The 23,952-nt window shown below is 72.9% G+C and carries 24 protein-coding genes; 5 read left to right on the top strand and 19 right to left on the bottom strand.

The genetic code is table 11. The annotated features are described in order from the left end of the window. Positions 1-3 precede the first annotated feature (3 nt). Both AC162C_RS09655 and AC162C_RS09650 read right to left on the bottom strand, forming a co-directional pair. Positions 4-3,396, bottom strand: a complete 3,393-nt coding sequence (locus AC162C_RS09655; protein WP_484097360.1) for a UvrD-helicase domain-containing protein — start codon at positions 3,394-3,396, stop codon at positions 4-6. Beyond that, positions 3,393-6,188, bottom strand: a complete 2,796-nt coding sequence (locus AC162C_RS09650; RefSeq protein WP_484097359.1) for a PD-(D/E)XK nuclease family protein — start codon at positions 6,186-6,188, stop codon at positions 3,393-3,395. Before AC162C_RS09650 ends, AC162C_RS09655 begins: the two co-directional genes overlap by 4 nt. A 644-nt stretch (positions 6,189-6,832) precedes the next feature. Here AC162C_RS09650 and AC162C_RS09645 point away from each other — a divergent pair. Then, a complete protein-coding gene (locus AC162C_RS09645; protein WP_462974222.1) occupies positions 6,833-7,912 on the top strand; it encodes an isocitrate/isopropylmalate family dehydrogenase in 1,080 nt (359 codons plus the stop codon). A gap of 27 nt (positions 7,913-7,939) precedes the next feature. Here AC162C_RS09645 and AC162C_RS09640 read toward each other — a convergent pair whose 3' ends face one another. Further along, the gene (locus tag AC162C_RS09640; RefSeq protein ID WP_484097358.1) at positions 7,940-8,530 is read right to left on the bottom strand and encodes an HD-GYP domain-containing protein; all 591 of its coding nucleotides are present in this window, start codon (positions 8,528-8,530) and stop codon (positions 7,940-7,942) included. A gap of 62 nt (positions 8,531-8,592) precedes the next feature. Here AC162C_RS09640 and AC162C_RS09635 point away from each other — a divergent pair, with 62 nt between their 5' ends. The 3 genes from AC162C_RS09635 to AC162C_RS09625 are packed head-to-tail and all read left to right on the top strand — an operon-like array spanning position 8,593 to position 11,383. Then, positions 8,593-9,690, top strand: a complete 1,098-nt coding sequence (locus AC162C_RS09635; RefSeq protein ID WP_462974220.1) for a Re/Si-specific NAD(P)(+) transhydrogenase subunit alpha — start codon at positions 8,593-8,595, stop codon at positions 9,688-9,690. Beyond that, positions 9,687-9,986 carry an NAD(P) transhydrogenase subunit alpha part 2 gene (locus AC162C_RS09630; protein ID WP_484097357.1) on the top strand — a complete coding sequence of 100 codons (300 nt, stop codon included), beginning with the start codon at positions 9,687-9,689 and terminating at the stop codon, positions 9,984-9,986. Before AC162C_RS09635 ends, AC162C_RS09630 begins: the two co-directional genes overlap by 4 nt. After that, positions 9,983-11,383, top strand: a complete 1,401-nt coding sequence (locus tag AC162C_RS09625; RefSeq protein WP_484097356.1) for an NAD(P)(+) transhydrogenase (Re/Si-specific) subunit beta — start codon at positions 9,983-9,985, stop codon at positions 11,381-11,383. Before AC162C_RS09630 ends, AC162C_RS09625 begins: the two co-directional genes overlap by 4 nt. Positions 11,384-11,431: 48 nt before the next feature. Here AC162C_RS09625 and AC162C_RS09620 read toward each other — a convergent pair whose 3' ends face one another. Together AC162C_RS09620 and AC162C_RS09615 are read right to left on the bottom strand one after the other, a co-directional pair. Next, on the bottom strand, positions 11,432-12,166 hold the full coding sequence (locus tag AC162C_RS09620) for an ABC transporter permease (RefSeq protein ID WP_484097355.1): 735 nt from the start codon (positions 12,164-12,166) through the stop codon (positions 11,432-11,434). Continuing rightward, positions 12,163-12,879, bottom strand: coding sequence for an ABC transporter ATP-binding protein (locus AC162C_RS09615; protein ID WP_484097354.1), 717 nt, complete (start codon positions 12,877-12,879; stop codon positions 12,163-12,165). Before AC162C_RS09615 ends, AC162C_RS09620 begins: the two co-directional genes overlap by 4 nt. A gap of 37 nt (positions 12,880-12,916) precedes the next feature. On the opposite strand from AC162C_RS09615, the gene AC162C_RS09610 reads away from it, so the two are divergent. Continuing rightward, positions 12,917-13,855 carry an ornithine cyclodeaminase family protein gene (locus tag AC162C_RS09610; RefSeq protein ID WP_484097353.1) on the top strand — a complete coding sequence of 313 codons (939 nt, stop codon included), beginning with the start codon at positions 12,917-12,919 and terminating at the stop codon, positions 13,853-13,855. 96 nt (positions 13,856-13,951) lie between these two features. Here AC162C_RS09610 and AC162C_RS09605 read toward each other — a convergent pair whose 3' ends face one another. From AC162C_RS09605 to rpsP, 14 genes are all read right to left on the bottom strand, one after another. Then, positions 13,952-15,073 (bottom strand): NAD(P)/FAD-dependent oxidoreductase, encoded by a 1,122-nt coding sequence (locus AC162C_RS09605; RefSeq protein WP_484097352.1) that lies wholly within the window; start codon positions 15,071-15,073, stop codon positions 13,952-13,954. Positions 15,074-15,082: 9 nt separating this feature from the next. After that, positions 15,083-15,940 carry a DNA-processing protein DprA gene (dprA, locus tag AC162C_RS09600; RefSeq protein WP_484097351.1) on the bottom strand — a complete coding sequence of 286 codons (858 nt, stop codon included), beginning with the start codon at positions 15,938-15,940 and terminating at the stop codon, positions 15,083-15,085. Beyond that, on the bottom strand, positions 15,937-17,397 hold the full coding sequence (locus AC162C_RS09595; protein ID WP_484097350.1) for a YifB family Mg chelatase-like AAA ATPase: 1,461 nt from the start codon (positions 17,395-17,397) through the stop codon (positions 15,937-15,939). The genes dprA and AC162C_RS09595 overlap by 4 nt, the downstream gene beginning before the upstream one ends. A 96-nt stretch (positions 17,398-17,493) precedes the next feature. Then, positions 17,494-18,087, bottom strand: a complete 594-nt coding sequence (locus AC162C_RS09590) for a hypothetical protein (RefSeq protein WP_484097349.1) — start codon at positions 18,085-18,087, stop codon at positions 17,494-17,496. 166 nt (positions 18,088-18,253) lie between these two features. Continuing rightward, entirely contained in the window at positions 18,254-19,384 is a 1,131-nt protein-coding gene (locus AC162C_RS09585) for a DNA methyltransferase (RefSeq protein WP_484097348.1), read from the bottom strand. Positions 19,385-19,517: 133 nt separating this feature from the next. Then, positions 19,518-19,847 carry a YraN family protein gene (locus AC162C_RS09580; protein WP_484097347.1) on the bottom strand — a complete coding sequence of 110 codons (330 nt, stop codon included), beginning with the start codon at positions 19,845-19,847 and terminating at the stop codon, positions 19,518-19,520. Then, complete coding sequence (locus AC162C_RS09575; protein WP_484097346.1) at positions 19,844-20,509, bottom strand: ribonuclease HII; 666 nt, start codon at positions 20,507-20,509, stop codon at positions 19,844-19,846. The genes AC162C_RS09580 and AC162C_RS09575 overlap by 4 nt, the downstream gene beginning before the upstream one ends. 68 nt (positions 20,510-20,577) lie before the next feature. Next, positions 20,578-20,898 (bottom strand): hypothetical protein, encoded by a 321-nt coding sequence (locus tag AC162C_RS09570; protein WP_484097345.1) that lies wholly within the window; start codon positions 20,896-20,898, stop codon positions 20,578-20,580. Positions 20,899-20,931: 33 nt separating this feature from the next. After that, entirely contained in the window at positions 20,932-21,282 is a 351-nt protein-coding gene (rplS, locus tag AC162C_RS09565) for a 50S ribosomal protein L19 (RefSeq protein WP_462973427.1), read from the bottom strand. Between the two features lie 148 nt (positions 21,283-21,430). Next, positions 21,431-22,309 carry a signal peptidase I gene (gene lepB / locus AC162C_RS09560; protein WP_484097344.1) on the bottom strand — a complete coding sequence of 293 codons (879 nt, stop codon included), beginning with the start codon at positions 22,307-22,309 and terminating at the stop codon, positions 21,431-21,433. Then, on the bottom strand, positions 22,306-22,962 hold the full coding sequence (trmD, locus tag AC162C_RS09555; protein WP_484097343.1) for a tRNA (guanine(37)-N(1))-methyltransferase: 657 nt from the start codon (positions 22,960-22,962) through the stop codon (positions 22,306-22,308). Before trmD ends, lepB begins: the two co-directional genes overlap by 4 nt. Before the next feature lie 27 nt (positions 22,963-22,989). Beyond that, the gene (locus AC162C_RS09550; protein ID WP_484097342.1) at positions 22,990-23,457 is read right to left on the bottom strand and encodes a ribosome maturation factor RimM; all 468 of its coding nucleotides are present in this window, start codon (positions 23,455-23,457) and stop codon (positions 22,990-22,992) included. Next, a complete protein-coding gene (locus tag AC162C_RS09545; protein ID WP_462973423.1) occupies positions 23,458-23,688 on the bottom strand; it encodes a KH domain-containing protein in 231 nt (76 codons plus the stop codon). It lies immediately after the preceding gene. A gap of 10 nt (positions 23,689-23,698) precedes the next feature. After that, a complete protein-coding gene (gene rpsP / locus AC162C_RS09540) occupies positions 23,699-23,941 on the bottom strand; it encodes a 30S ribosomal protein S16 (protein WP_462973422.1) in 243 nt (80 codons plus the stop codon). Positions 23,942-23,952 lie beyond the last annotated feature (11 nt).

The following is a 23,952-nucleotide window of genomic DNA, read 5'->3' as shown; positions in this document are numbered from 1 at the left end:
TCTTCAGCCCGTCGTCGTGAGCTCCGGGGCCGGCGCCCCCGAGCGCGGGCCCCCGAGCCGCGGCCCCGCACAGACGACGTCGAGCGCGGGGCAGCCGGAGCAGGCGAAGGAGCTGGGCGTGGGACGCACGTCGCCGCCACGAATCCGCGCGATCAGCTCGGAGAGGGCACGCTCGAGCTCGGGCACATCGGCGGTGCTGAAGCCGGACGAGACGACCGCGTCGGGATCCTCGAGGAAGTGGTAGACGACCTCGACGCGCTCGGCACCCGCCCGCAGGCAGGCGAGCGCGTAGACGAGACGCTGGACGCCGTACTCCTCGTCGACGACGTCGCCGGGGTCGCGGCCGTCGAGGGCGTTCGTCTTGTAGTCGAGGACGAGCGCGTCGGCGTCCGACCGCCAGAGCACGTCGAGCCGCCCTCCGACGACGACGCCGTCGTGCTCGAACGCGAACGGCCGCTCGGCCCTGACACCGGGCAGAGTGGAGATCCGACGGCCGAGCTCCGACCCGACGTAGGCGGTGACGAAGGCACCGATCCGTTCGAGCTCGTCGGAGGTCACGAGCGGGTACCAGGAGCGGACGCGAGGCTCGAGGTCGTCCGGGAACGCCGGAGTCGAGAGGTCGACCTCCTCGAGGAGCCGGTGGACGGCGTCCCCGATCTCGGTCGCGTGCAGGCCGGGCGCCACCCCCTCGCCGAGGCCGGCGTCGGGCGCCCACGGCGCCGGCCGCATGCCCGCGACGCGCTCCGCCCAGTACCGGTACGAGCATCGCTCGAAGAGCGCGATCGCGCTGTAGGAGAGCCGCGAGACGCGGTACGGCGGAGGGTCGGGGATCGTCGTCAGTTCGTGGAGCCGCGGCGCCGCCGCCGGGAGCGTCTCCCCGACGCCCTCGAAGAGGGCGAGCTGCCCCGCCGCGTCCGCATCCGTCGATGTCGCGTCGGTGTCGCGCTCCGCCTCGGGCTCCTCCCGATGGCGGTCGACCCGCAGCACGAGCGGGGCGAGCCCGCGCGAGACCTCGATCGGCCCGTCCGCGCCGGACTCGATCTCCGTCGCGAGATCGAACCGGTCGAGCACCCAGGCCATGGGCGTCCGCTCCGGGGCCGGCGCCGCGAGATCGACCGACCCCGAGACGATCAGGCGCTCCATCGCCCTCGTCATTGCGACGTAGTACAGGCGCAGCCGCTCGGCCTCCTCCGCCACCTCTCGCGCCTCCTTGACGTCCTCGTAGGACGCCGTGCCGACCCGGGCCCCCGTCGCGGGGTGCGCGACCTTGAACCCGAACCGCCCGTCGGAGAGACAGAGGATCTCGTCCGTCCGCATGCGCTCCCGCCCCGCGTCGGCGACGATCACGACCTTGAACTCCTGGCCCTTGGCGGCGTGGATCGTGAGGAGACGGACGGCGTCGGCGCCCTCCTCCTCCGACACCGCGTCCAGCTCACGGGCGCCCGCCGCCTCCTGCTCGGCGACGAAGCGGGTGAAGCCCTCGAGGTCGCGGCCGCGGAGCTCCTCGTAGGACCGGGCGAGCCGGGCGAGCTTCCGCAGGTTCGCGTAGCGGCGGCGGCCGTCGCGGCGCGCGAGGACGGCGAGGTCGTAGTCGTGCTCGACGACGATCCGCTCGCAGAGCAACTCGAGCGACACCTCTCCCGACGCCTCGACGAGCCGACCGTACCGCTGCAGGAAGGCGCGCACGAGCCTCCGGTCCTCGGCCGAGAGCCGCTCCGGCAGCGTGCGCTCGATCGCCCGGAAGATCGGCCGGCGCTCGGCGTCGGCGCGGATCAGGACGAGTGCGTCGTTCGACACGCCCACGAACGGCGAGGCGAGCACCGTGAGCAGCGCCTCGTCGTCGTAGCGGTTCTGCAGCAACCGCAGGTACGAGAGCAGGTCGACGACCTGCTGCTGGCCGAAGTACCGCCGCCCGGTCATCCGGTACGTCGGCAGCCCGAGCTCCGCGAGCTCCTGCTCGAACCACTCCGCGTCGGTGCCGGCAGCGAAGAGCAGGACGATCTCACCCGGCGACGCACTACCGGCGTCGACGAGGTCACGGACGCGCCGGGCGACATGGCGCGCCTCGGCGCGCCTCCAGTGCACGCCCGATCCGGCGTACGACGCCTTGTCCGTGACGAGGAGCTCGAACGGTGTGCCGAGAGCAGCGTCGTCGTACCCTCCGGCCGGCTCGAGCGGCTGGAACCCATCGCCGAACGCGTCCCGGAACAGCTCGTTGACGCCGGCGAGCACCTCCGGCCGGGAGCGGTAGTTCAGCCGCAGCGGCAGCACCTCGGGCGCGGCTGCCCGCCGCTCGCGGAAGACCGCCACGTCGGCGTGCCGGAAGCCGTAGATCGACTGGAACTCGTCCCCGACGAAGAAGAGCTCCTTCTCGGCGCCGCCCGCGAGCAGATCGACGAGGTCGCACTGCAGGCGGTTCGTGTCCTGGAACTCGTCCACCATGACCGCCCGGAAGCGAAGTTGCTCGTGGGCGCGGATCTCCTCGTCGCCCCGGAGGAGATCCCGGGCGCGGAGCTGCAGGTCCTCGAAGTCGAGCGCCGACTCGCGGTCCTTCGCCGCGGCGTAGGCCCGGCCGAAGCACTCCAGCAGCTCCTGCAGGAGCACGCGGTCGCGCGCGGCGAGATCCTCGAGTGCCGCCGACCGGACGGCGTCCCTGGCGTCCGTGAAGCTCGCCGCGCGAGGCCCGCGGGCCCGGAACTCGTCGAGGTCGAGCAGCCGCTCGGGGAGCGTGGTCTCGTCGAGCAGCTGGAGAGCGCCGCTCGCCGCCGTCCGCTGCGGATCGGTCGCGCCGGGATCCTCGACGAGCGCGCGGGACGCCGTGCGGAGCTCGGCGACCCGCTCGTCGAGGGACTCGCGCGCGGCGGGCTCGAGGACGAGGTCGCGCCCTGCCGATCTCAGCGTCTCGTAGACGCTGACGAGCATCGAGCGGAGCCCCGCCGCACCGTACGTCGCGAGCAGCTGCCAACGGGGCTCCTCGTCCACCGAGCAGAAGTCCGCGAGCGCGGCCGCATAGGCCTCGCCCTGGATCACGCGCGCCTGCGCCTCGTCGAGCACGCGGAAGCGCGGGTCGATCCCGGCGGCGAGCGGATACGTGGTCAGGAGGCGGCGGCAGAAGCCGTGGATCGTGGAGATCCACGCGCCGTCGAGCGCGCGGGCGAGATCGGGTCGTCCGAGCTCGACGAGCCGCGCGCGGATCCGCCCGCGGAGCTCGCCGGCGGCCCGGTCCGTGTACGTGATCACGAGGAGCGAGTCGACGTCGAGCCCGCGGTCGACCACCGCCTCGACGAACCGGTCGACGAGGACCGTCGTCTTCCCCGTGCCGGCGCCCGCGTCGACGAACACCGTTCCCCGCGCGTCGATCGCGGCGCGTTGCTGGGGATTGGGGACGCGGCTCACGGGCGCGCCTTCCGGCAGATCCGCCAGAGATCGCACCAGGCCGGGCACTCGCCGCCGAGCGGGTCGTGGCGGATGTCCCCGTCCCGGATCCGCTCGACGAGCGCCACCGCCGACCCGCGCGCGTGCTCCAGCTCCTCCGCGAACGCCGCGTCGTCGAGGTAGTCGGCCTCGGCGAAGCCCGGAACGCGCTCCTCCCCTCCGCGCACGATCCCGCGCGCACGGCGCCCGCCTCCGATCGGCACGTAGACGCCCCCGATCGGCTCGAGCCCGAGCTGGTCGCGCAGCACGAGCAAGTACAGGGGGATCTGGAGCCGGCCGTCGGCGCGGATCTGCTTCGCGGACGGCGCGTTCCCCGTCTTGTAGTCGACCACGATGCCCCGCGCGCTCATCGACTCGCCGTCGACCCGGTCGATCTTGCCGCTGACGACGACTCCCGGCGCGAGCTCGTACGACGAGAAGGACACCTCGAGCTGTCGCGGCGAGAAGGCGGACGGGCTCTCCGCCTCCGTGCGGACGAGAAGCTCGAGGTCGCGCTGCAGGGACTCCGCGAGCTCGCGCCGCGCGAGGTCACCCGCGTCGATCCGCAGGCCGCTCTCCACGGCGCCGTCGACGCACTCCCGCATCAGCCGTACCGCATCCTCGACGTTCTCCGGCGTGACACGGTCGGCTCCGGGGATCGCACCGGGCAGCCGCGCGTAGAAGCGCTGGAGGGCGACGTGGGCGATCGAGCCGCGCATCCGTGCGTCGATCCGCTGGTCGATCTGCCCGGGGCGGAGATGCCGCTCGACGAACCACGCGGACGAGCACCCCGCCATGCGCTCGAGGTCGGTGACGCGGAACGTCTCCCGGCCCCCGAGCACGGCGAGGGCAGCGGCCTGGCCGAGCGACGTGCTGCGTGCGAACGCGAGCCGGGCCCGCCGGAGCCGACGCTCCCACCCGTTCGCCAGCGCGAGGGACTCCGCGGCAGCGTGGTCGTCCGCACCGATCCGCATCAGCGCGCGAAGGCGCTCCCGCTCGGTGGGGGCGCGCTCGAGCGGCCAGGTGAGTCGGCTCAGCGGTCGGCGCCTGGTGTGCATCCGGACGTCGTCGACGTCGAACAGCCCGCGCACGTCGTCCCAGAAGGGGCTCGGCTCGCGCGGCCCGCCGTCGTCGCTCGACGCCTCGCGCACGAGGAGCAGCCGCCGCCGCGCCCGCGTGCACGCCGTGTAGAAGAGATAGCGGTCGCGAGAGGCCGCGTCGGGACGCTCCAGGCGGGCGCCGCCCTCGTCGAGGCGGCGCCTGACGTCGTCGTCGAGGAACGGCGACGAGCGCGAGCGGCGCGGCAACGAGCCCTGCTGGAGGCCCAGCACGACGACCGTGTCGAACCGGCGGGTGCGGGCGCGCATGAGGTCGAGGACGGCGACACGTCCCGGCTCACCCGCCGCCGCTCCGCGCACCTCCGTGCGCTCGAGGCCCGCGAGGACGTCCTCACGCGAGAGCGGAGCGGCTCCGGCGGCCACCCCGCCGAGCTCGTCGAGCGTGCGCGAGACCGCGTCATAGGCGCGGAGATCGCGCCTCGCCGGGCCCCCGGTCGGCGCCGCCTGGAGGCCGTGCGCGTTTCGCAGCATCCACGGGGCGAGCGCACCGACCGCGTCGAGGGGCGACTCGGCGTCCTCGACGAGCTCCAGCGGCACCAGCCGTCGCTCACCACGCAGCCGGCCGAGCTCCTCCACGACACGGGGGCCCTCGATCACGGCGCGTCCCCGCAGGCGGCCCTCGAGCCAGTCGACGTCGCTCCGCCCGAGCCCCGAGTAGTCCGTGCGGAGGAAGCGGAAGAGCTCGCGGCGCGTCCCGCCCTGCCAGGAGAACCGCAGCAGCGAGAGCAGGGCCTGACCGAACGGCACCTGCGCGAGCCGGATGCGCCCCTCGACGGCGATGGGGACGCCGAAGGACTCGAAGACGGTCTCGATCGCCGGCCGCAGGCGCTCGAGCGACGGACAGACGACCGCGATCTCGTCGGGTGCGACCCCCGTGGCCGTCAGCGCGAGCACCTCCTCGGCGACGAGCTCGAGTGTCCCGCGCCGGCCAGCGCCCTCCAGGAACGAGATCGCGCCGTCGAGAGGCGCCGTCGACGCGGCGTCCTCGAAGAGGGCCCGTTCGAGATGGGCGAGCGCAGACGGCAGGTAGGCCGACGAGCGCGCCTCGAGCTCGACGACGCGAGGCCCCGCGAGCTCGGCGAGGTCCTCCGCCGTGCGTCGGAGCGACGCGAACGCGATCCGGCCGGCCTCGTACGGAAGCGACACGTGGATGTCGGTGCGACCGGCGAGGGCGCGCAACAGGCCCCACTCCGCGCCGGTCAGGTCCTCGAAGCCGTACGCGTACACGGGCCGGCCGTCCCAGGCATCGAGATCATCGCCGAGACGGGACACCGCGTGCCGGCGCATCGCCTCCCGGTCCCAGGCGCCGACGCCGTCGAGCTCGAGACGGTAGGCGCGGACGAGCTCGGCGAGGTCGCCGTCGAGCGCCTCCGGCTCGACGAGCCCGGACTCGAGCTCCTCCACCGCCGCCGCGAGCGCGTCGGCGAAGCCCGCGAAGCGGGCCGAGAGACCGACGTCGTCGAGCGCGACGCGTGCGACCGCACGCCGTACGAGGAGCGAGCGCTCGACGGGGCCGACGATGCGGCGGTCCTCTCCTCCGCTCCGCGCGACGTGCTCGAACAGCCCCTCGAACGTGGTGATCGTCCCTGCGAGGAGCGCGCCGGAGCGGGCGATGAGCTCGCGCTCGACCCGGTCGACGTCGGCCCGGTTGGGCACGACGAACCACGGGTCGCGATCGAGGTCGTTCAGGAAGCGCTCGAGGAGGAGCGCGACCTTGCCGGCGTGGGCCGGCCCGACGACGAGCGAGAGGCTCAGGCTGCCATCGTAGTCCCGGCCCGCGGTCGCCTCGCCGACGCCGTCCGCAAACTGCGCGAAAGCGGCGCCTGCTGCGCCGTCGGCGCCGCCGTGGAGGCAGCCTTCACGACGTCGCGGCGCCTCCCCTATCGGCGATCGGGGCCACGTCGTGGCCCCGATCCGTCATCGTGGCGCCGCCTCCGCGACAGGCGGCACCGCCGTCCTAGGCGAGCGACTTCGGCTTCCGTCCGCGACGAGCGACGGCGTTACCCGGCATCGATCCGGCACAACCGTCACAGAGATCCGCCTGCTTCGCTCCGCGGCGCGCGTCGTTGAATGTCACGCGCACTACCGCACCTTTCCCTTCCTCGACTTCTGCGCCACATCTGTCGCACACGAGCACGGTCTTTCTCGCCACGTTGTCGCTCCTGTTGTCGGAATAATACGAGGAACGTAGCGTAGTACGATCCTCGTCCTCCGACAAGAGAATTTTCGGGAGATTTCCAGTCACAATCACCTGAACGCTCGTCCGCGAGAGGCCGACGACGCGCTCTAGAATCCAGCCGATGGAGTCGCACACGATCGTCGTCCTCGAGGGCGACCAGACCGGCCAGGAGCTGCTGGACGAAGCCCTCCGCGTGCTCCAGCCCGACGTGATCGGCGTCGAGCTCGGGCTTCCGCGGTTCGACCTCTCGATCGGCCACCGGCGGGCGACCGGGAACGCGGTCGTCCACGAGGCGGCACGCGCCGTCCGCGAGCACGGCCTCGGGCTGAAGGCGGCGACGGTGACCCCGGAGGCCCCCGGCGACGTCGGCTCCCCGAATCGCATCCTCCGTGAAGAGATCGGCGGCAAGGTGATCGTCCGCACCGGCCGTCGGATTCCCGGCGTCGTGCCGCTGGGCGGCGTCCATTCGCCGATCTCGGTCGTGCGCATGGCCGTCGGCGACGCGTACGGCGCCCGCGAATGGCGCGAGGGCGAAGGGGACGACGAGGTCGCGTTTCGCACCGAGCGGATCGAGCGACGGATCTGCCGAGCAGTCGCGGAGTTCGCGTTCCGGCAGGCCGAGCGCACCGGGGCGAAGGTGTTCGGCGGGCCGAAGTACACGGTCAGCCCCGTCTACGAGGGCATGCTGAAGGAGGAGATGGACGCGGCCGCCGACCGCCATCCGGACGTCCCCTACGAGCCGCAGCTGATCGACGCGACATTCGCCCTCCTCATCTCGTCGTCCGGCGCCCCGATGGTGATCCCAGCCCTCAATCGCGACGGCGACATCCTCTCGGATCTCGTCCTCCCGTTGTTCGGCTCGATCGCCGGCTCCGAGTCGCTGCTCGTCGCGTTCGACGAGGACGGCCACGACACGCCCTCGGCGCTCATGGCGGAGGCCGCGCACGGGACGGCGCCGTCCCTCGAGGGCAAGGACGTCGCGAACCCGATGGCGATGATCCTCGCCGCCGCCGCCCTCCTCTCGCACGTCGACGACGGACCGTGCCAGGCCGCCGGCCGGGCGATTCGCGAGTCGTGCCTGGAGGCCGTCGCGGAGGGCGTGCGAACGGCCGACCTCGGCGGCCACTACGGGACGACCGCGTTCACCGACGAGGTGATCCGCCGCACCCGGACGAAGCTCGAGGTCTGGGCGTCGCTGTAGCGCTGGCGCGCCGCCGACCGACGACGGTCAGGCGCTGGCGGACGCGGTGACGCCGAGGCCCGGCGCGACGCCCTCGAGTTCGCCGCACGTGAGCGCATCCAGGAAGGCCTCGGCGACCTCCGGGTCGAACTGTGTCCCCGAGCAGCGCTCGACCTCGGCGGCCGCCGCGTCCGCGCTCAGCGCCTCGCGGTACGGTCGGGGTGACGTCATGGCGTCGAACGCGTCGGCGACCGCGAGCACGCGGCCTTCGATGGGGATCGCCCGGCCGGAGCGTCGTGTGGGATACCCCTCCCCGTCCCAGCGCTCGTGGTGGAAGAGCACGTAGGGAAGCGCGCCTGCGAAGGAGCGCACGCTCGAGATCAGCCATGCGCCCTCGATGGGGTGCGTCTCGATCTCCGCGCGCTCGGCGGGATCGAGCGCACCGGGCTTCGAGAGGACCTCCGACCGGATGCCGAGCTTCCCGACGTCGTGCAGCGCGGCGCCGAGCTGCAGCCCGGCGAGCTCGCGGTCCTCCCAGCCGAGGCGCAGTGCGACCGCTCCCGCGAAGCCGGACACGCGCCGGGCATGCGCCTCGAGCGTCTCGTCGCACACCCCCAACGCGGCCGTGAAAGCGTCCAACTGGAGCACGGTGGAAGGTTCCCCCCGCGCACGTCGATCCCTTCCCGTAGATTCGTGTCTACATGCGCGTCGTCGTCCCCGTCGAGTCCGCGCCCGGCGAGAGCCGCGTCGCTCTCACCCCCGAGATCGTGCAGAAGCTGAGCACGCGGGGATTCGAGATCACCGTCGAGCGCGGCGCCGGTGTGGGCGCGGGTTTCGGCGACGCCGACTACGAGGCGGCCGGCGGGACGATCGGCGACGGCGCCGGGCTCTTCGAGGGTGCCGCCGCCGCCGTCCGCGTCGCCCCTCCCAGCGCCGACGAGGTCGCGCGGCTCGCCGCCGGGACCGTCGTCATCGGCTTCCTCGCCCCGCTGAGCGACCCCGACGGCATCGAGCGCCTCCGCACACAAGGCGTGATCGCGTTCGCGATGGAATCGATCCCTCGCATCACGCGCGCCCAGTCGATGGACGCGCTCTCCTCGCAGGCGACCGTCGCGGGCTACAAGGCGGTGCTGCTCGCCGCCGACCGCTCGCCGAAGATGTTCCCGCTGCTGATGACCGCCGCCGGGACGGTCGCGCCCGCGCGCGTCCTCGTGCTCGGGGCGGGCGTCGCGGGGCTGCAGGCGATCGCGACCGCCCGCCGTCTCGGTGCCGTCGTCTCGGCCTTCGACGTGCGTCCGGTCGTGCGCGAGCAGGTCGAGTCGCTCGGCGCGTCGTTCCTCGACCTCGGCGTCGTCGGCGAGGAGACCGAGGGCGGCTACGCGAAGGAGCTGACCCCCGAGCAGCAGGCCGAACAGCAGCGTGCGCTCGAGGAGCGCATCCCCGATTTCGACGTCGTGGTCACGACCGCACTCGTGCCGGGCCGCCCGGCACCGCGCCTGATCCCTGCGAACGCGGTCGAGCGCATGGCGGACGGATCGGTGATCGTCGACCTCGCCGCCGAGACCGGCGGCAACTGCGAGCTGACACGCCCGGGCGAGGAGACGGTCGCGCACGGCGTGACCATCATCGGGCTCACGAACCTCCCCTCCCTGATGGCCGCGGACGCGAGCCGACTGTACGCCCGCAACGTCGAGGCGCTGCTCGACCACCTCGCACCGGAGGGCGAGCTCGTGCTCGACTGGGACGACGAGATCACCGCCGGCGCCTGCGTCGCGCGGCCGGAAGGAGTGACCGCATGAGCAACACCGCGACGCTGATCGCCTCGCTGACGATCTTCGCGCTGGCTGCGTTCCTCGGCTTCGAGCTGATCTCGCGCGTCCCGACGCTCCTCCACACGCCGCTGATGTCGGGCACGAACGCGATCTCGGGAATCATCATCGTCGGCGCTATCGTCGCAGGCGGCGCGTCCGACTCTGGGCTGCAGAAGGCGCTCGCCTTCGTCGCGATCGTGTTCGCGACCGTCAACGTCGTCGGCGGCTTCCTCGTCACCGACCGCATGCTCGAGATGTTCAAGCGCCGGAAGCCAGAGGAATGACGCTCGGCTTCTCCCTCTCCGAGAACGTCGTCGACCTCGCGTACGTCGCGGCTGCGATCGCGTTCGTGATCGGCATCAAGGCGCTGTCCTCGCCGCGGACGGCGCGGCGCGGGAACATGGTCGCCGCCGTCGGCATGGTGATCGCGATCGCGTTCACGCTCACCCTGAAAGAGGTCGACCGCTACTGGTTCGTCGCCGTCGGCCTCGCGGTCGGCGCGACGATCGGCGTCGCGGGCGCCCGCTTCGTGCGGATGACGGCGATGCCGCAGATGGTGGCGCTGCTGAACGGGCTCGGTGGTGGGGCAGCGGCACTCGTCGCGACGGCCGAGTTCGACGCCGTCGCAGGGAAGGACCCCGACTGGAACGTCCTGCTCGCGGCGTCGCTGAGCGTGCTGATCGGGTCGCTCACGTTCTCGGGCAGCATCATCGCGTTCGCCAAGCTGCAGGAACTGCTCACCGGGCGCCCGATCGTGTTCCCGGCGCAGAAGCCGCTCAACGCCGCCCTCGCGGCCGCCGCGATCGGGCTCGGCGCATGGGCGTGGATCGACGAGTCGATGACGGCGCTCGTGCTGCTGATCGTCGTGTCGCTCCTCCTCGGCGCCCTCTTCGTGCTGCCGATCGGCGGCGCCGACATGCCAGTCGTGATCGCGCTCCTGAACGCGTTCTCCGGGCTGTCGGGCGTCGCGACCGGGTTCGTGATCCAGAACAACGCGCTGATCATCGGCGGCGCGCTCGTCGGCGCCTCCGGAACGCTGCTCTCGGTGCTGATGGGCAAGGCGATGAACCGATCGCTCGCCAACGTCTTGTTCGGCGCATTCGGGCAGGTCCAGGCCGGCGCCGGCCAGGCACGCGCCGACGACGGCCGCACCGTCCGCTCGACGACCGCCGCCGACGTCGCCGTCCAGCTCGCCTACGCGCGCAAGGTGATCGTCGTGCCCGGCTACGGCCTCGCCGTCTCCCAGGCGCAGCACGACGTCCGGCAGCTCGCGCAGCTGCTCGAGGAGAAGAACGTCGACGTCGTCTACGCGATCCACCCGGTCGCGGGTCGCATGCCGGGCCACATGAACGTGCTGCTCGCCGAGGCGAACGTCCCGTACGACCAGCTCAAGGAGATGGACCGGGTCAACCCGGAGTTCCCGCAGGCCGACGTCGCGCTCGTGATCGGCGCGAACGACGTCGTCAACCCGGCCGCAAGGAGCGACCCCGGCAGCCCGATCTACGGCATGCCGATCCTCGACGTCGACAAGGCGGCGAGCATCGTCGTGATGAAGCGGTCGATGGCGACCGGCTTCGCCGGCATCGACAACGAGCTGTTCCTCGACGAGAAGACGACGATGCTGTTCGGGAACGCCAAGGACTCGCTCCTCGACCTGATCGGCGCCGTCAAGGAGGCGTAGCAGCGAGACACGGCGCGTCCCGCCGGATTTCGCGATGCTCCACTCACGCTAGGTCGTGCGGCGGCGGAGCGTGGCAGCGCCGGCACCGAGCGCGGCGACCGTGACGCAGGCGACCACGGCGACGTCGACCCAGAAGCGCGCGTCGAGCGGGGCGGCGGCGGTCGCCCGCTCCAGCGCGTCGTACGCGTACGTGAGCGGCAACAGCCACGAGATCGCCTCCAGCCAGGCGGCCATCTCGTCGCGGGGCACGAGGAGCCCGCAGAGCAGGAGCTGCGGGAAGACGAACGCCGGCATGAACTGGACGGCCTGGAACTCGGTGCGCGCGAAGGCCGAGACGAAGAGGCCGAGCGACATCCCGAGGACCGCGTTGCCGACGGCGAGCGCGACGACCGCGACCGGCCGCTCGACCTCGAGGCCGAGCGGCCCGAGCGCGACGACCGAGACGACCACCGCCTGGGCCGCTGCGAGCGCCGCGAACGCGATCGCGTAGCCGACGAGGAGGTCGAGCTTCGCGAGCGGCATCGACATCAGGCGCTCGAGCGTGCCGGACACCCGCTCCCGCAGCATCGTGATCGAGCTGACGAGGAACATCGAGATGAAGGGGAAGATCCCGAGCAGTGGGCCGCCGACGCGCTGGAAGACGTCGTCCCGGGCGGCGAACACCTCGTGGAGGAGCACGACGAGCACCGTCGGGACGCCGATCAGGAGCGCGACCGTGCGCGGGTCGCGCCGGAGCTGCCGCAGCACCCGCGCGGCGACGGCGAGCGTCGTGTGCGCGCTCACACTCCGTCCTCGCCGTCGATCAGCCGGAGGAACGCGCCGTCGAGGTCGTCCGCGCCGGTCTCCTCACGGAGCCGCGCCGGCGTCGACAGCGCGAGCACGCGTCCGGACCGGAGCAGGACGAGGTCGTCGCACCGCTCGGCCTCGTCCATCACGTGGCTCGAGACGAGCACCGTCCTCCCGCCGGCGGCGATCTCGTGGAAGAGCCGCCACAGGTCGCGCCGCAACACCGGGTCGAGCCCGACGGTCGGCTCGTCGAGCACGAGCACGTCCGGCGCCCCGAGCAGTGCGGTGGCCAGGGAGGCCCGTGCGCGCTCGCCGCCGGAGAGAGTGCCGACGACCCGGCCGGCGTGATCGCCGAGCCCGACGGCCTCGATCGCGCCGAGGACACGGTCGCCGTCGGCGCGCAGGATGCTGGCGAAGAAGCGGAGGTTCTCGCGGACTGTGAGGTCTGCGTACACCGAGGGAGACTGGGTGACGTAGGCGACCCGACGGCGGAGCTCGGGCACGCCGGCAGGGAGGCCGAGCACGTCCACGCGGCCGGAGGCGACCCGCTGGACGCCCACGATCGAGCGCATCAGCGTCGTCTTGCCGCTCCCGCTCGGGCCGAGCAGCCCCGTCACCCGCCCCCCGGCCACGTCCAGCGAGACACTGCCAAGCGCCTCCGTCGACCCGCGCACGACCGTGAGGTCCCGGACGACGATCGTCGGCTCCACGTCGTGATTCCACCACGACCCGAGTACGCTTGCGCGGGTGGCCGTTCTCTTCTTCAGCGGGCGCGCGGTCGAGGAGGCCGTCTCACCGCACGAGGCGTACGACGCCGTGCGCGCGGCGTTCGTCGCCCACCATCGTGGCGAGTGGACGATGCCGCCGAAGGTCTACGTCACGAACTACCCGGCCGGGGACTTCCGCGCGATGCCGGCGCTCGGCGGCGGGCACGCACTCCTCAAGTGGGTGACCTCGTTCCCCGGCAATCCGGCTCGGGGCCTCCCGACCGTGACCGGGCTCGTGCTCCTGTCGGATGCGGAGACGGGGCAGCTCGAGGCCGTGCTCGACGCGGCCGCCGTGACCGCTCTGCGCACCGCCGCGGCCGCGGTCGTCGCGGCCGACGTGCTCGCACGACCCGGGGCCTCGTCCGTCGCCGTCGTGGGCTGCGGCGTCAACGGAGCGGAGACCGCCCGGATGCTCGTGGCGCGCGGGCAGCGGCCGCTCCTCTGGGACGTCGACCCCGCGCGCCGCGAGGCGGTCGCCGGGCGTCTCGGCGCCGAGGTCGCGTCGTCCGCCGCAGAGGCGCTCGGCTGCGACGTCGTCGTCACCGTGACACCCGGCACGACCGTGCTCTTCCCCGAGGGGTCGCTCGCGGACGGCCAGCACGTGTCGTTGATGGGAGCGGACGGCCCCGGCAAGGCGGAGGTGGCGATCGGCGAGCTCCGCCGGACACGGCTGTTCTGCGACGACTGGGAGCAGGCCAGCCACGGCGGCGAGCTCGCGGCAGGCGTCGAGGCGGGCCTCGTGGGACGGGACGACGTCACCGACGTCGGCGCGGTGCTCGCCGGCGACGCGGACGGGCGGGGGAGCGCGCGCGAGATCACGCTCTTCGACTCGACCGGCCTCGCGATCCAGGACCTCGCGATCGCGAACGCGGCACTCGCGAAGGCGGGCGAGCTCGACCTGCCGACGATCGCGCTGTAGCGCACGCGGGCGGGGCGCGCCCGCTCGGCCCGACCGGTGGTCGCCGAGCGCGGGGCGCCCATACACCGTGCGTGTCGCCGGCTCGTCGGCGAGCGGCTAGAGCAGCCGCGACGGCTCGAAGTGGTCGAGCAGCGGGTCGCGGTCGCCGAGCACCGCCCGGGCGACGAGCTGTCCGCAGAGGAAGCCGAGCACGTTGCCGTGCCCGGAGTAGCCGGCCGACACCCACAGCCGCTCCCGACCGGGAACCTGCCCGACGACCGGGAGGAAGTCGAGGACGAGCCCGAAGATGCCGGCCCACCGGTAGTCCACGCGCAGCGGCCGGCCGGCGAGCGATGCGACGAACCCCTCGAGCGCGTCGAGGAGGGCCGGTGTCGTCTCCTCGACGTCCGTGAACTCGGTCTCGAGCGACGTGTCGCGGAACCCACCGGCCACGATCCGCCCGTCCGGTGTCTGGTGCCAGTAGTCGAAGCCGTGCCGTCCGTAGTGCGGAACCTCGAACCACCGCTCCTCGATCGGCTCCGTCGCGATCACCTGCCCGCGTGTCGGCACGATCAGCCCTTCGAGCTCTCCCAGGAGGTGACTCGGGTACCCGTCGGTGCAGACGATCACGACGGCGTCGCCGACGTCGTCGAGCGACACCACGCGCTCGTGCTCGCGGATCTCGACGCCCGCCTCGGCGGCGAGGCCGGCGAGGCGGCGGACCCAGCGCACGGGCTGCAGGGCGGCGTCCGTCGGATGCCGCAGCGCACCCGCGTACCGCCCGTGGAGCGGGCCGTCCAGCTCGTCGATCCACTCCGCGGCGAAGCCGTCCTCGTGCAGGGCCGCGAACTCGGCCTCGAGCTCGGTGCGCTCCTCGTCGTCCACGGCGATCCGCAGGCTGCCGACCCGGCGCAGCGCATCTCCGGCGAGCGCCTCCATCTCGTCGATCGCCACCTCCGTCGCGCGCCACAGCATCCGTGCCGCATCGCCGCCCATCGAGGAGCGCATGACGTCGTAGGGAGCCGAGCCACCGCGGAGCGCGAACCCCCCGTTGCGCCCACTGGCGCCGGCGGCGACCTCACGGGCGTCCTGGAGCCTGACGCGAAGCCCGGCCGCGGCCAACGTCACGGCGCACGAGCAGCCGGTGACCCCGCCGCCGACGACGAGCACGTCGGGTGGGCGGTCGAGCCGCGACACGCGCCGCGGTGGAGCGGGTTCGGCGAGCCACAGCGAGGGCACCGCGCGATCCTAGACGGTTGCGCGACGGACGATCCCGTCATCCGTCACCACGAAGGACGCGAGCTCGAGCTCGACGAGCGCCGCCGCGACGAGCCCGGCGTCGAGGCCGCAGCGTCTGGCGATCTCGTCGATCGTCGCCGGGCCGGCGCCGACCGCATCGAGCACCGTCGCCGCCGGGCCGCGCGGCGGCTCGGCGAGGCCGTCTGCCCGCTCCAGGCCGATCGCCTCGAGCACGTCTTCCGGTGACGTCACGGGGACTGCCCCGAGGCGGAGGAGGGCGTTCGTGCCCGCCGAGAGGGCGGACGTGATCTCGCCCGGCACGACGAGCACCTCCCGCCCCTCCTCGAGCGCGAAGTCGGCCGTGATCAGCGCTCCCGAGCGCGTCCGTGCCTCCACGACGACCGTCGCCGCACACAGGCCGGCGATGATCCGGTTCCGGGCCGGGAAGCGCCACGGCGCGGGCTCCACACCGGCCTCGTACTCCGACACGATCACTCCACCGGCGGCGGTGATGCGACGGGCGAGATCCCCGTGTGCCGCCGGATAGTCGCGGTCGATCCCGCAGCCGAGCACGGCGACGGTCGGGCCGCCCGCCTCGAGCGCCCCCCGGTGGGCCTCTCCGTCGATGCCACGCGCGAGCCCGCTCACCACGACCGCGCCGGCACCGGCGAGCTCGCGTGCGAGGGTTCGTGCGACTGCCCGCCCGTAGCCCGAGCAGGCACGTGCACCGACGACGGCGACCGCCGTCCGCGAGAGGAGCGCTGGGTCGACGTCGCCGCGGAACCAGAGCGACGCCGGCGGGTCGTGGATCGCGGCGAGCAGCGGCGGGTATCCCCTGTCGCCGCGGCGCACACGACCGAACGTCATGCCGCCCGGAGCTCGGAGGGAGCCCGGTACGAGAGCGCCTCGGCCACGTGCTCGGGCTGCACGGCAGACGTACCGGCGAGGGCCGAGATCGTCCGGGCGACGCGTGCGACGCGTGCCCGCCCCCGACCCGAGAGGGGCACCCGGTCGACGGCCCGGTCGAGCAACTCCGTCGCCGCCGGGGTCCTCCGCGGCGGCTCCCGTCCCAGCCTGTCCACGGCCGCCGCGACGCGCTCGCGGACGACCGACGACGCCTCACCCGGAGGAGCCGCGAGCTGCTCCGCACGCGGGCGCGGCATCGCCACCACGAGGTCGAAGCGGTCGAGGAGGGCCCGCGAGAGCCGCTCACGGTGCGCAGCGAGACGCGCCGCACTGCACGAGCACTCGAGGGCGTGATCTCCGCGCCCGCCGCAGGGGCAGAGGTTCATGGTGCCGACGAGCCGGAACCGGGCCGGGAAGACGGCACGACCGCCCACGCGGGCCACCGCGACGACACCGTCCTCGAGCGGTTGGCGGAGCGCCTCGAGCACCGACCGCGGGAACTCCGGCAGCTCGTCGAGGAGGAGAACGCCACGGTGCGCGAGGCTGACCTCACCGGGCCGCGGGTTGATTCCGCCGCCGATCACCGCGGCAGCCGAGGCCCCGTGGTGAGGGGCCCGGAAGGGCGGTGTGTCGAGCAGCACACGGTCGGTGGGAAGCAGGCCCGCGACCGAGTGGATCCGGGTCACCTCGAGGGCCTCGACGCGGCTGAGAGGCCGGAGGAGCGACGGCAGCCGGCGCGCCAGCATCGTCTTGCCCGTGCCCGGAGGACCCGCGAGGAGGAGGTTGTGCCCACCCGAGGCCGCGAGCTCGAGCGCTCGGCGCGCTCGCTCCTGCCCGCGGACGTCGGCGAGGTCGGGCACGGCCGCCGGCCCGCTCGCTGCGTCGGCGGGGGCCGCGGCATGCACCTCGACCTCGCCACGGAGGTACGCGACGGCTTCCGCGAGATGACGCACGGGCATCGCCTCGACACCTGCGAGCGCCGCCTCCGGTGCCGAGCACGCCGCACAGAGCACGCGGCGGAGCCCGTGCGCAGCGGCACCCTCCGCCACGGCGATCGTGCCCGGGACGGGACGCACACGCCCGTCGAGGGCGAGCTCACCGACGCACGCGTGCTCGAGGAGGCGCTCCGCGGGGAGCTGTCGCGACGCGGCGAGGACGGCGAGGGCGATCGGCAGGTCGAACCCCGATCCCTCCTTGCGGAGACCGGCCGGGGCGAGGTTGACCGTGATGCGTGCGTCGGGCCAGTCGAGGAGCGAGGACGCGACACCGCTGCGCACACGATGCTTCGCCTCCTGGCACGCGCGGTCGACGAGCCCGACGACCGTGAAGCCGGGGATGCCGCGCGGCAGGTGCGCCTCGACCTCGACGCGCCGGGGCTCGAGCCCGACGAGGGCGAACGTGACGGCACGTGCGAGCACACGGCCGACGCTACGCGGTGAGCTCGGCCCGTTGTGTGCCCTCCTCGGGCCGGAAGTGTGACGGGGGCGCGTGTGCGCCCCCGTCACGTCGTCTGCTCAGCCCTTGTAGCAGAGCACGTAGAGGGTGAACGTGCTCGACTGCCCGCTGTCGTTGCCGCCGCGCGCCGTGAAGCCGACCACGTTGCCTCCACTCAGGACGGGGCGCATCTGCACGACGAAGAGCTCGAGGTCGTTCCCGTCGTCGGACCAGCTCGTCCCGGCGGAGATCGCCTTCTCGTCGGAATCGCAGTTCCTCGAGACCGCGCGTGTGACGTACTCGCCGTTCTCGCCGGTGCCACCCTGGATCGTCACCTGAGCGGTGCGAACCGTGACCGAGCCGAACGTCCCCGGGTCGCCCTTGTCGCCCTTGTCGCCCTTGTCGCCCTTCGCGCCGGGCGGACCGGCGGGCAGCTGACCCGGTGCGAAGTCCTCGGCGAACAACGAGCCGTTGCGCACCTTCGCGCTCGTGACGGCACCGTTGCGGAGATCGGTGGTGGCGACCTGCCCGTTCCGGATCTTCGCCGAGGTGACGGCGTTGTTCCGGATCTTCGCCGTCGTGACCGCGTTGTTCTTCAGGTTGACAGTGCCGACGCTGTTCCGCGGAACGGCTGCGACGGTCGCGATCCCCGTGCCGCTCAGCGCAACGAGCAACGCAATGCACGCAACGACCATGGCCGGCGAGGGCCGGCGGCGAAGGAGTGTGCGCATGTCTTCCTCCCTGTTCGGTTCACGTCGACCGTAGCGGCCGCGTCGGCGTCTCCCGGGAGGACTTGACCGAATCCTTTCATCTCGCCCCCCGCACGAGGGGCCCGCCGGGTCAGGTCGTGACGAGGATCGACTCGAAGTACTCGCCGGCGCGTCGGCCGGTGCGGCGGTTGACGTGCCGCTCGAGCCGCTCCTCGAGGTGGAGCCCCGCCTGCCGGAGCACCTCGGGGTAGAGCTCGCGTCGGTCGTTGACGACGATGCAGAGTGGCGACCCCGGACGAAGCGCGGCGCGCGCCCTCCGGAGCACCCCCGCCACGCCCTCGACGTAGGCGGCGATCGCGGCACGTCCCGTCCCGTGGAGGGGCGAGCCGAGCTCGCGGTCGCGATGCTCGTCGAGCCCGAGCAGTGCGTAGGCGTACCGATGCTGGCCGTGGTAGTCGATCAGGCCCGGGTACGGAGGGGACGTGATCACCGCGTCACAGACGCCGGGCAGGCCGACGTCCTCGGCGTCGCCGTGCACGACCTCGGCGATCCGCTGCTCGGACCGGGCCGCGGCGAACGACTCGATGCGCGCGAGGGTGTCGAGCGTGTACCGGAGGAGGAAGCGCCGGGCCGATGCCACGGGCGTGCAGGTGCGCTTGTGCTTGTGGCACCAGTAGGGATCGCGCTGCGGCGAGCGGGGGAAGTCGAGGTCGAAGTGCGTCGTCCGGCGCGCGGAGCGAGCGGCGCGGGCGAGCACGACCCGCAGCACGTCCGCCGATCCCACCTGCTCGACGAGCGATCGGAAGTGCAGCAGCTCCTCCGCCGCCTCCGGGGCGTACCACTCGCGCACGAACGCGGGCGCGCCCGCTGGGGTGCGACCCCGCGGCCTGAAGGCGGCGGCCTCGTCGTGCGCCCACAGGAGGTCGCGTCGCAGGACGTCGAGGTTGTAGGGCCGCGTCTTCACCCGCATCAGGAGACAGTTGAACGCGGCGATGTCCACACCCACGGCGTCGTGGCCGGACTCGAGCGCCTGCACGAGCGTCGTGCCGGAGCCGGCGAACGGGTCGAGCACCCTCCCTCCGGGCGTGACGTACCGATCGAGGAGCGCCTCGACCAGCTGCGGGACGAACTTGCCGAGGTACGGGTGCAGGCGGTGGACGTGCTTCGTCCGCTCACGCTCGGGGAGCTGCGCCTCCGACCACGAGAGCGACGGGTCGACTCCGTCGAGCTCGCCGTACAGTGCCTCCTGGGTGACGGCCATGCGCCCGAGTTCGACGCCGTCGGTACGAGGTCCTCTCGCGCGGACGCGCATCGCCCAGCCGTCGCCCGCGGGACGACACCCACCGGGAGTCAGGCCGTCGGCACGGGGCCGAACCGTGCCCGTGCGCGCCCGCCTACACGATCCCGTCGTCCGGAAGCCGCCGGACGCGTCCGCCCTCGACCGCCGCCACCTCGAACCGGACGGCGAGGTCGGCGAGCGCCGGATGTGCTGCGAGCCAGGCGGCGGCCGCCCGGCGGACGCGCCTGCGCTTCTCCGCGTCCACCATCTCCGCCGGAGTGCCGAAGCGGCCGCCCCGCTTCTCCTTCACCTCGCAGAACACGAGGCGCCGGCCCCGGCGGAGCACGAGATCGAGCTCGTAGCCGCCTGCCCGCGCGTTCGCGTCGAGCACCGTGTAGCCGCGCAGACGATAGTGGCGGGCGGCGCGACGCTCGCCGGCGTTCACCCGGCGCGGACCGCGACGAGTGCGTCCTGCCGTCCGTAGGCCCTGGCGTTGAACGAGCGCCGGTGCTGTGCGCACGGCCCGTGCTCGTGGACGGCGGCCGTGTGCACCGGGGTGATGTAGCCGACGTGCGAGGAGAACCCGTCCCGCGGGGACAGGGCGTCGAGCCTCCGCATGATCCGATCACGGGTCACCTTCGCGACGATCGAGGCGGCGGCGATCGCGGCCGACTTCGTGTCGCCGTCGACGATCGCCCGGTGCGGCGGCGCCTCGTCACCGAGGCGGAACCCGTCGACGAGGCAGGCCTCCGCCGGCGGGGCGAGGTCGGTCAGGACCGAGCGCAGGGCGGCCAGGTTCGAGCGGTGGAGCCCCTTGCGGTCGATGTCCGCGGCGGAGACGACGCGCACGGAGACCCGCGTCGCCGACGCGAGCACGGCGGAGAAGAGCCGCTCCCGGTCATCGGGTGACACCTGCTTCGAGTCGTTGAGCCGTGCGAGCGGACGGACCCGCGGGCCACGCAGTGTCTCGTAGTCGAACAGCACGCCGGCTGCCACGAGCGGCCCGGCGAGCGGGCCACGACCCGCTTCGTCCGCCCCCGCGACGAAGCGAACACCGAGTCGCCGGTCATGACGGAGGAGGCGCTGACCAGGGCTCGTCGGGGGCATCGGCCCGAGGATATCGCCGCATTCCGGACGGGACCGCATCCGCTCCGTGCCGCGTTCGAGGCGTGACGTCAGGCGGGCAGCACGCACCCGGCCCGGCGCGTGTCGAGCGTCACCTCTGCGTTCCCGTCGCGGACGGTCACGCGGAACCAGTCGCAGTCGCCGTCGTCGCGGGCGACCGCGCAGATGTAGACGGACGTCGACTGCTCCACGAACCACGGCCGCGGATTCCCGGTGCAGCGGATGTCGTCGGCGTCGTATCCCTCCAACCCGACGACGTGACGTGCGACGACGGCCCGGGCGGCCCGCTGCTCGGGACGCTCGCCCGCGCACGCGGTCGCGACCAGCACGAGCGGAACGAGGGCGACGAGCGCGAGAGCGGGTCGCGACACGCTCTCACGGTAGCCCGGGAAGGGACGACCGGGCTAGGACTGGCGCAGCTCGCGAACGCGCGCCTTCTTGCCGACGCGCCCCCGCAGGTAGTAGAGCTTCGCGCGATTCACGTCGCCGATCGCGGCGACCTCGAGCTTCTCGATCTTGGGCGAGTGGAGCGGGAACGTCCGCTCGACGCCCACGCCGAACGAGTTCTTGCGCACGGTGAAGGTCTCCCGCGCCCTCGACCCCTGCCGCTTGATGCAGATGCCCTCGAACACCTGCACCCGCTGCCGGGTGCCCTCGATCACCTTGAAGTGCACGCGCAGCGTGTCTCCCGCCTTGAAGCGGGGCAGGTCGCTGCGCAGCTGACGCTGCTCGATGCTCTCGATGATCGTGCCCATGATGAGGAGGCCCCTGGTGGATCGGCGGGCCGCGGATGATAGCGCATCGCGCGGGAGCAGGCGCGGCACCGGCCCGCGGCTGCGGGGCGGGCGGCACGGGGTCGTCGCACGGCCGCCCTCCACGAGGTGCCCGCCGCGGGCGGCGCGGTCAGTGGAGAGAGAGGCGGTTCGGAGGCCAGTAGGTCGCGAAGACCTTCCCAATGATGTTCTCCTCGGGCACCGCCCCCCACTCGCGCGAGTCGCACGATGCCTCGCGGTTGTCCCCCATCACGAAGTACCTGCCCTGGGGCACCCTCACCGGGCCGAACGTCGAGCCGAGCTGCCGTCGGCCCGCCTCGACGTACGGCTCGTTCAGCTGCCGCCCGTTGATGAAGACGTAGGCGTCGCCCCGGACGAGTCGGATCTCCAGCCTCTCGCCCGGAAGCCCGACGATGCGCTTGACGAACGTCCCGCCCGCACCGCAGCGCTCCTGTGCCTGCGGGGGCGTGTCGAAGACGATGATGTCGCCCCGCCGGGGATCGCGCAGGTGGTAGATGAACCGGTTCGCGAGCACGCGGTCCGAGAACCGCGCCTCGCAGCCGCTCGCCGGCTGGGCACAGTGGAGTGTCGGCTCCATCGACGACGACGGGATGCGGTACGGGTTGACGACGTAGGCCTTGATGAGCAGGACGATCGCGACCGCGCCGACGATCGTGACGACCCAGTCGAGCGTGATCCGGAGCGGCCGCGGGAGGCGACGGAACAGCCGATCGACCGGGTTCCGCGAGTGGTGCTCACGCTCGGCCGACGGAGGCAGTGGCGGCATGCCCAGGGGCATCCCATCGTCCGTCGTGTCGGCAGCGGGCGGCTCCGCGGGCGTCGTCGGCCAGCCGGGAGGCGCGCTCGGACCGGGGCCGTCCTCGGTCTCCGGCCGTGCGGGCACGCCCACGCCGGCCTCGTCGGAACGAGGCGGAGGGAGCGGCGCCGCCTGCCCGTCCTCGTCGTCCGGCAGGCGGTGCGGAGGGCCGTAGAGGTCGTGCTCGCTCACGCCGGGCTCCGGATGCCGCTCTGCTCACGCCGCCACGTCGCGATGCGCGCGTGGTCACCCGAGCGCAGAACATCGGGCACCGCCCAGCCGCGGAACACCGCCGGGCGCGTGTAGTGCGGGTACTCGACACCGCCTGCAAGCGCGACGGAGAAGCTCTCGTGCTCGCCCGATCCGTCGGCGAGCGCCCCCGGCAGGCGACGCGCGATGGCGTCCACGAGCACCATCGCGGGCAGCTCTCCACCGGAGAGGATGAACGGCCCGATCGACACGGCATCCGTGCAGAGGTACTCGACGATCCGCTCGTCGAAGCCCTCGGAGCGGGACGAGAGAAGCGCCACGTGCGGCTCCTGGGCGAGCTCCTCCACGAGCGGCTGGTCGAGCGCGCGCCCGGAGGGCGTGAGGGCGATCACGCGTCGGGGCAGGCGGTCGCCGTAGAGGCCGTCGAGGGCGGCGGCCACGACGTCGACGCGGAGCACCATCCCCGGACCACCCCCGTAGGGCTCGTCGTCGACCTGGCCCCCGCGGAGCGGAGACGTGTCGCGATAGCCGAGCAGCCGCAGCTCGAGCTCGTCGCCGAGGACGTTGGCGATCGGCGGATGCTCCGTCATCCAGGCGAACGCATGGGGGATCTGGGTGAAGACGTCGAGACGCACGGCGATCCAGCGTAGCCGTCGCGCTCGTCAGACTGCGTACTCGGACACGATCACGACCCGGCGTCCGGCGAGGTCGACCTCGCGCACGGCGTCCTCGATCATCGGGACGAGCGCGCCGGAGTCGAGCACGAGGTTGTCGTTCGCGACGCCCTCGAGGACGTCCGCGACGTGCCCGAGGCGCGCCCCCGACTCGTCCACCACGTCGAGGCCGACGAGCTCGTGCACGTAGAAGTGCCCCGGCGCGGGCGGCGGGAGGTCGTCTGCCGCGACCGAGAGCGTCGTTCCGCGCTCCACGGGGCGGTCGAGCTTGATCGCCCGCCGACCGCCCCCGACGCGGCGGGAGAGCGTGATCGTCGCCTCTGCCCCGTCCACCCGCAGCGTCGCACCGACCTCGTAGCGACGAGGATCGGCGCTCGCGCGCTCGACCACGAAGGCGCCGTCGACGCCGTGCGGCCTGCCGACCCGGCCTACCGGGACGAGGTGCGGTGCCGCCATCTAGCCGGCGATCTCGAGCACGATGCGGTGACCCGAGCGTCCGCTGCTCGTCCGGACGAGGGTGCGCAGCGAGCGCGCCGTCCGTCCCTGACGCCCGATCACCTTGCCGACGTCCTCCGGGGCGACCGAGAGCCGGAGGACGGTCGCTCCGTCCTCCTCCGCGGCCTCGACACGGACGGCGTCGGGATCGTCGACGAGCCCCCGGGCGATCCAGGCGAGCAGCTCCTCCACCGTGCCCCCGCTACTGGATGCCGGCGGCCTTGATGAGGCGCTGCACGGGCTGCGACGGTTGCGCGCCCTTGGCGATCCAGTCCTTCACCTTCGCCTCGTCGAGCTCGATCGTGGACGGATCGGTCTGCGGGTTGTAGCGGCCGATGATCTCGATGAAGCGCCCGTCACGCGGCGACCGCGAGTCGGCGACCACGACCCGGTAGATCGGGTTCTTCTTCGAGCCGACGCGCGTCAGCCTGATGCGTACTGCCATGTCCCTCTCTT

Source organism: Gaiella sp. (assembly GCF_057140465.1).
The sequence above is the reverse complement of the archived record's forward strand: the minus strand, read 5'-3'. Positions and strand labels throughout refer to the sequence as shown.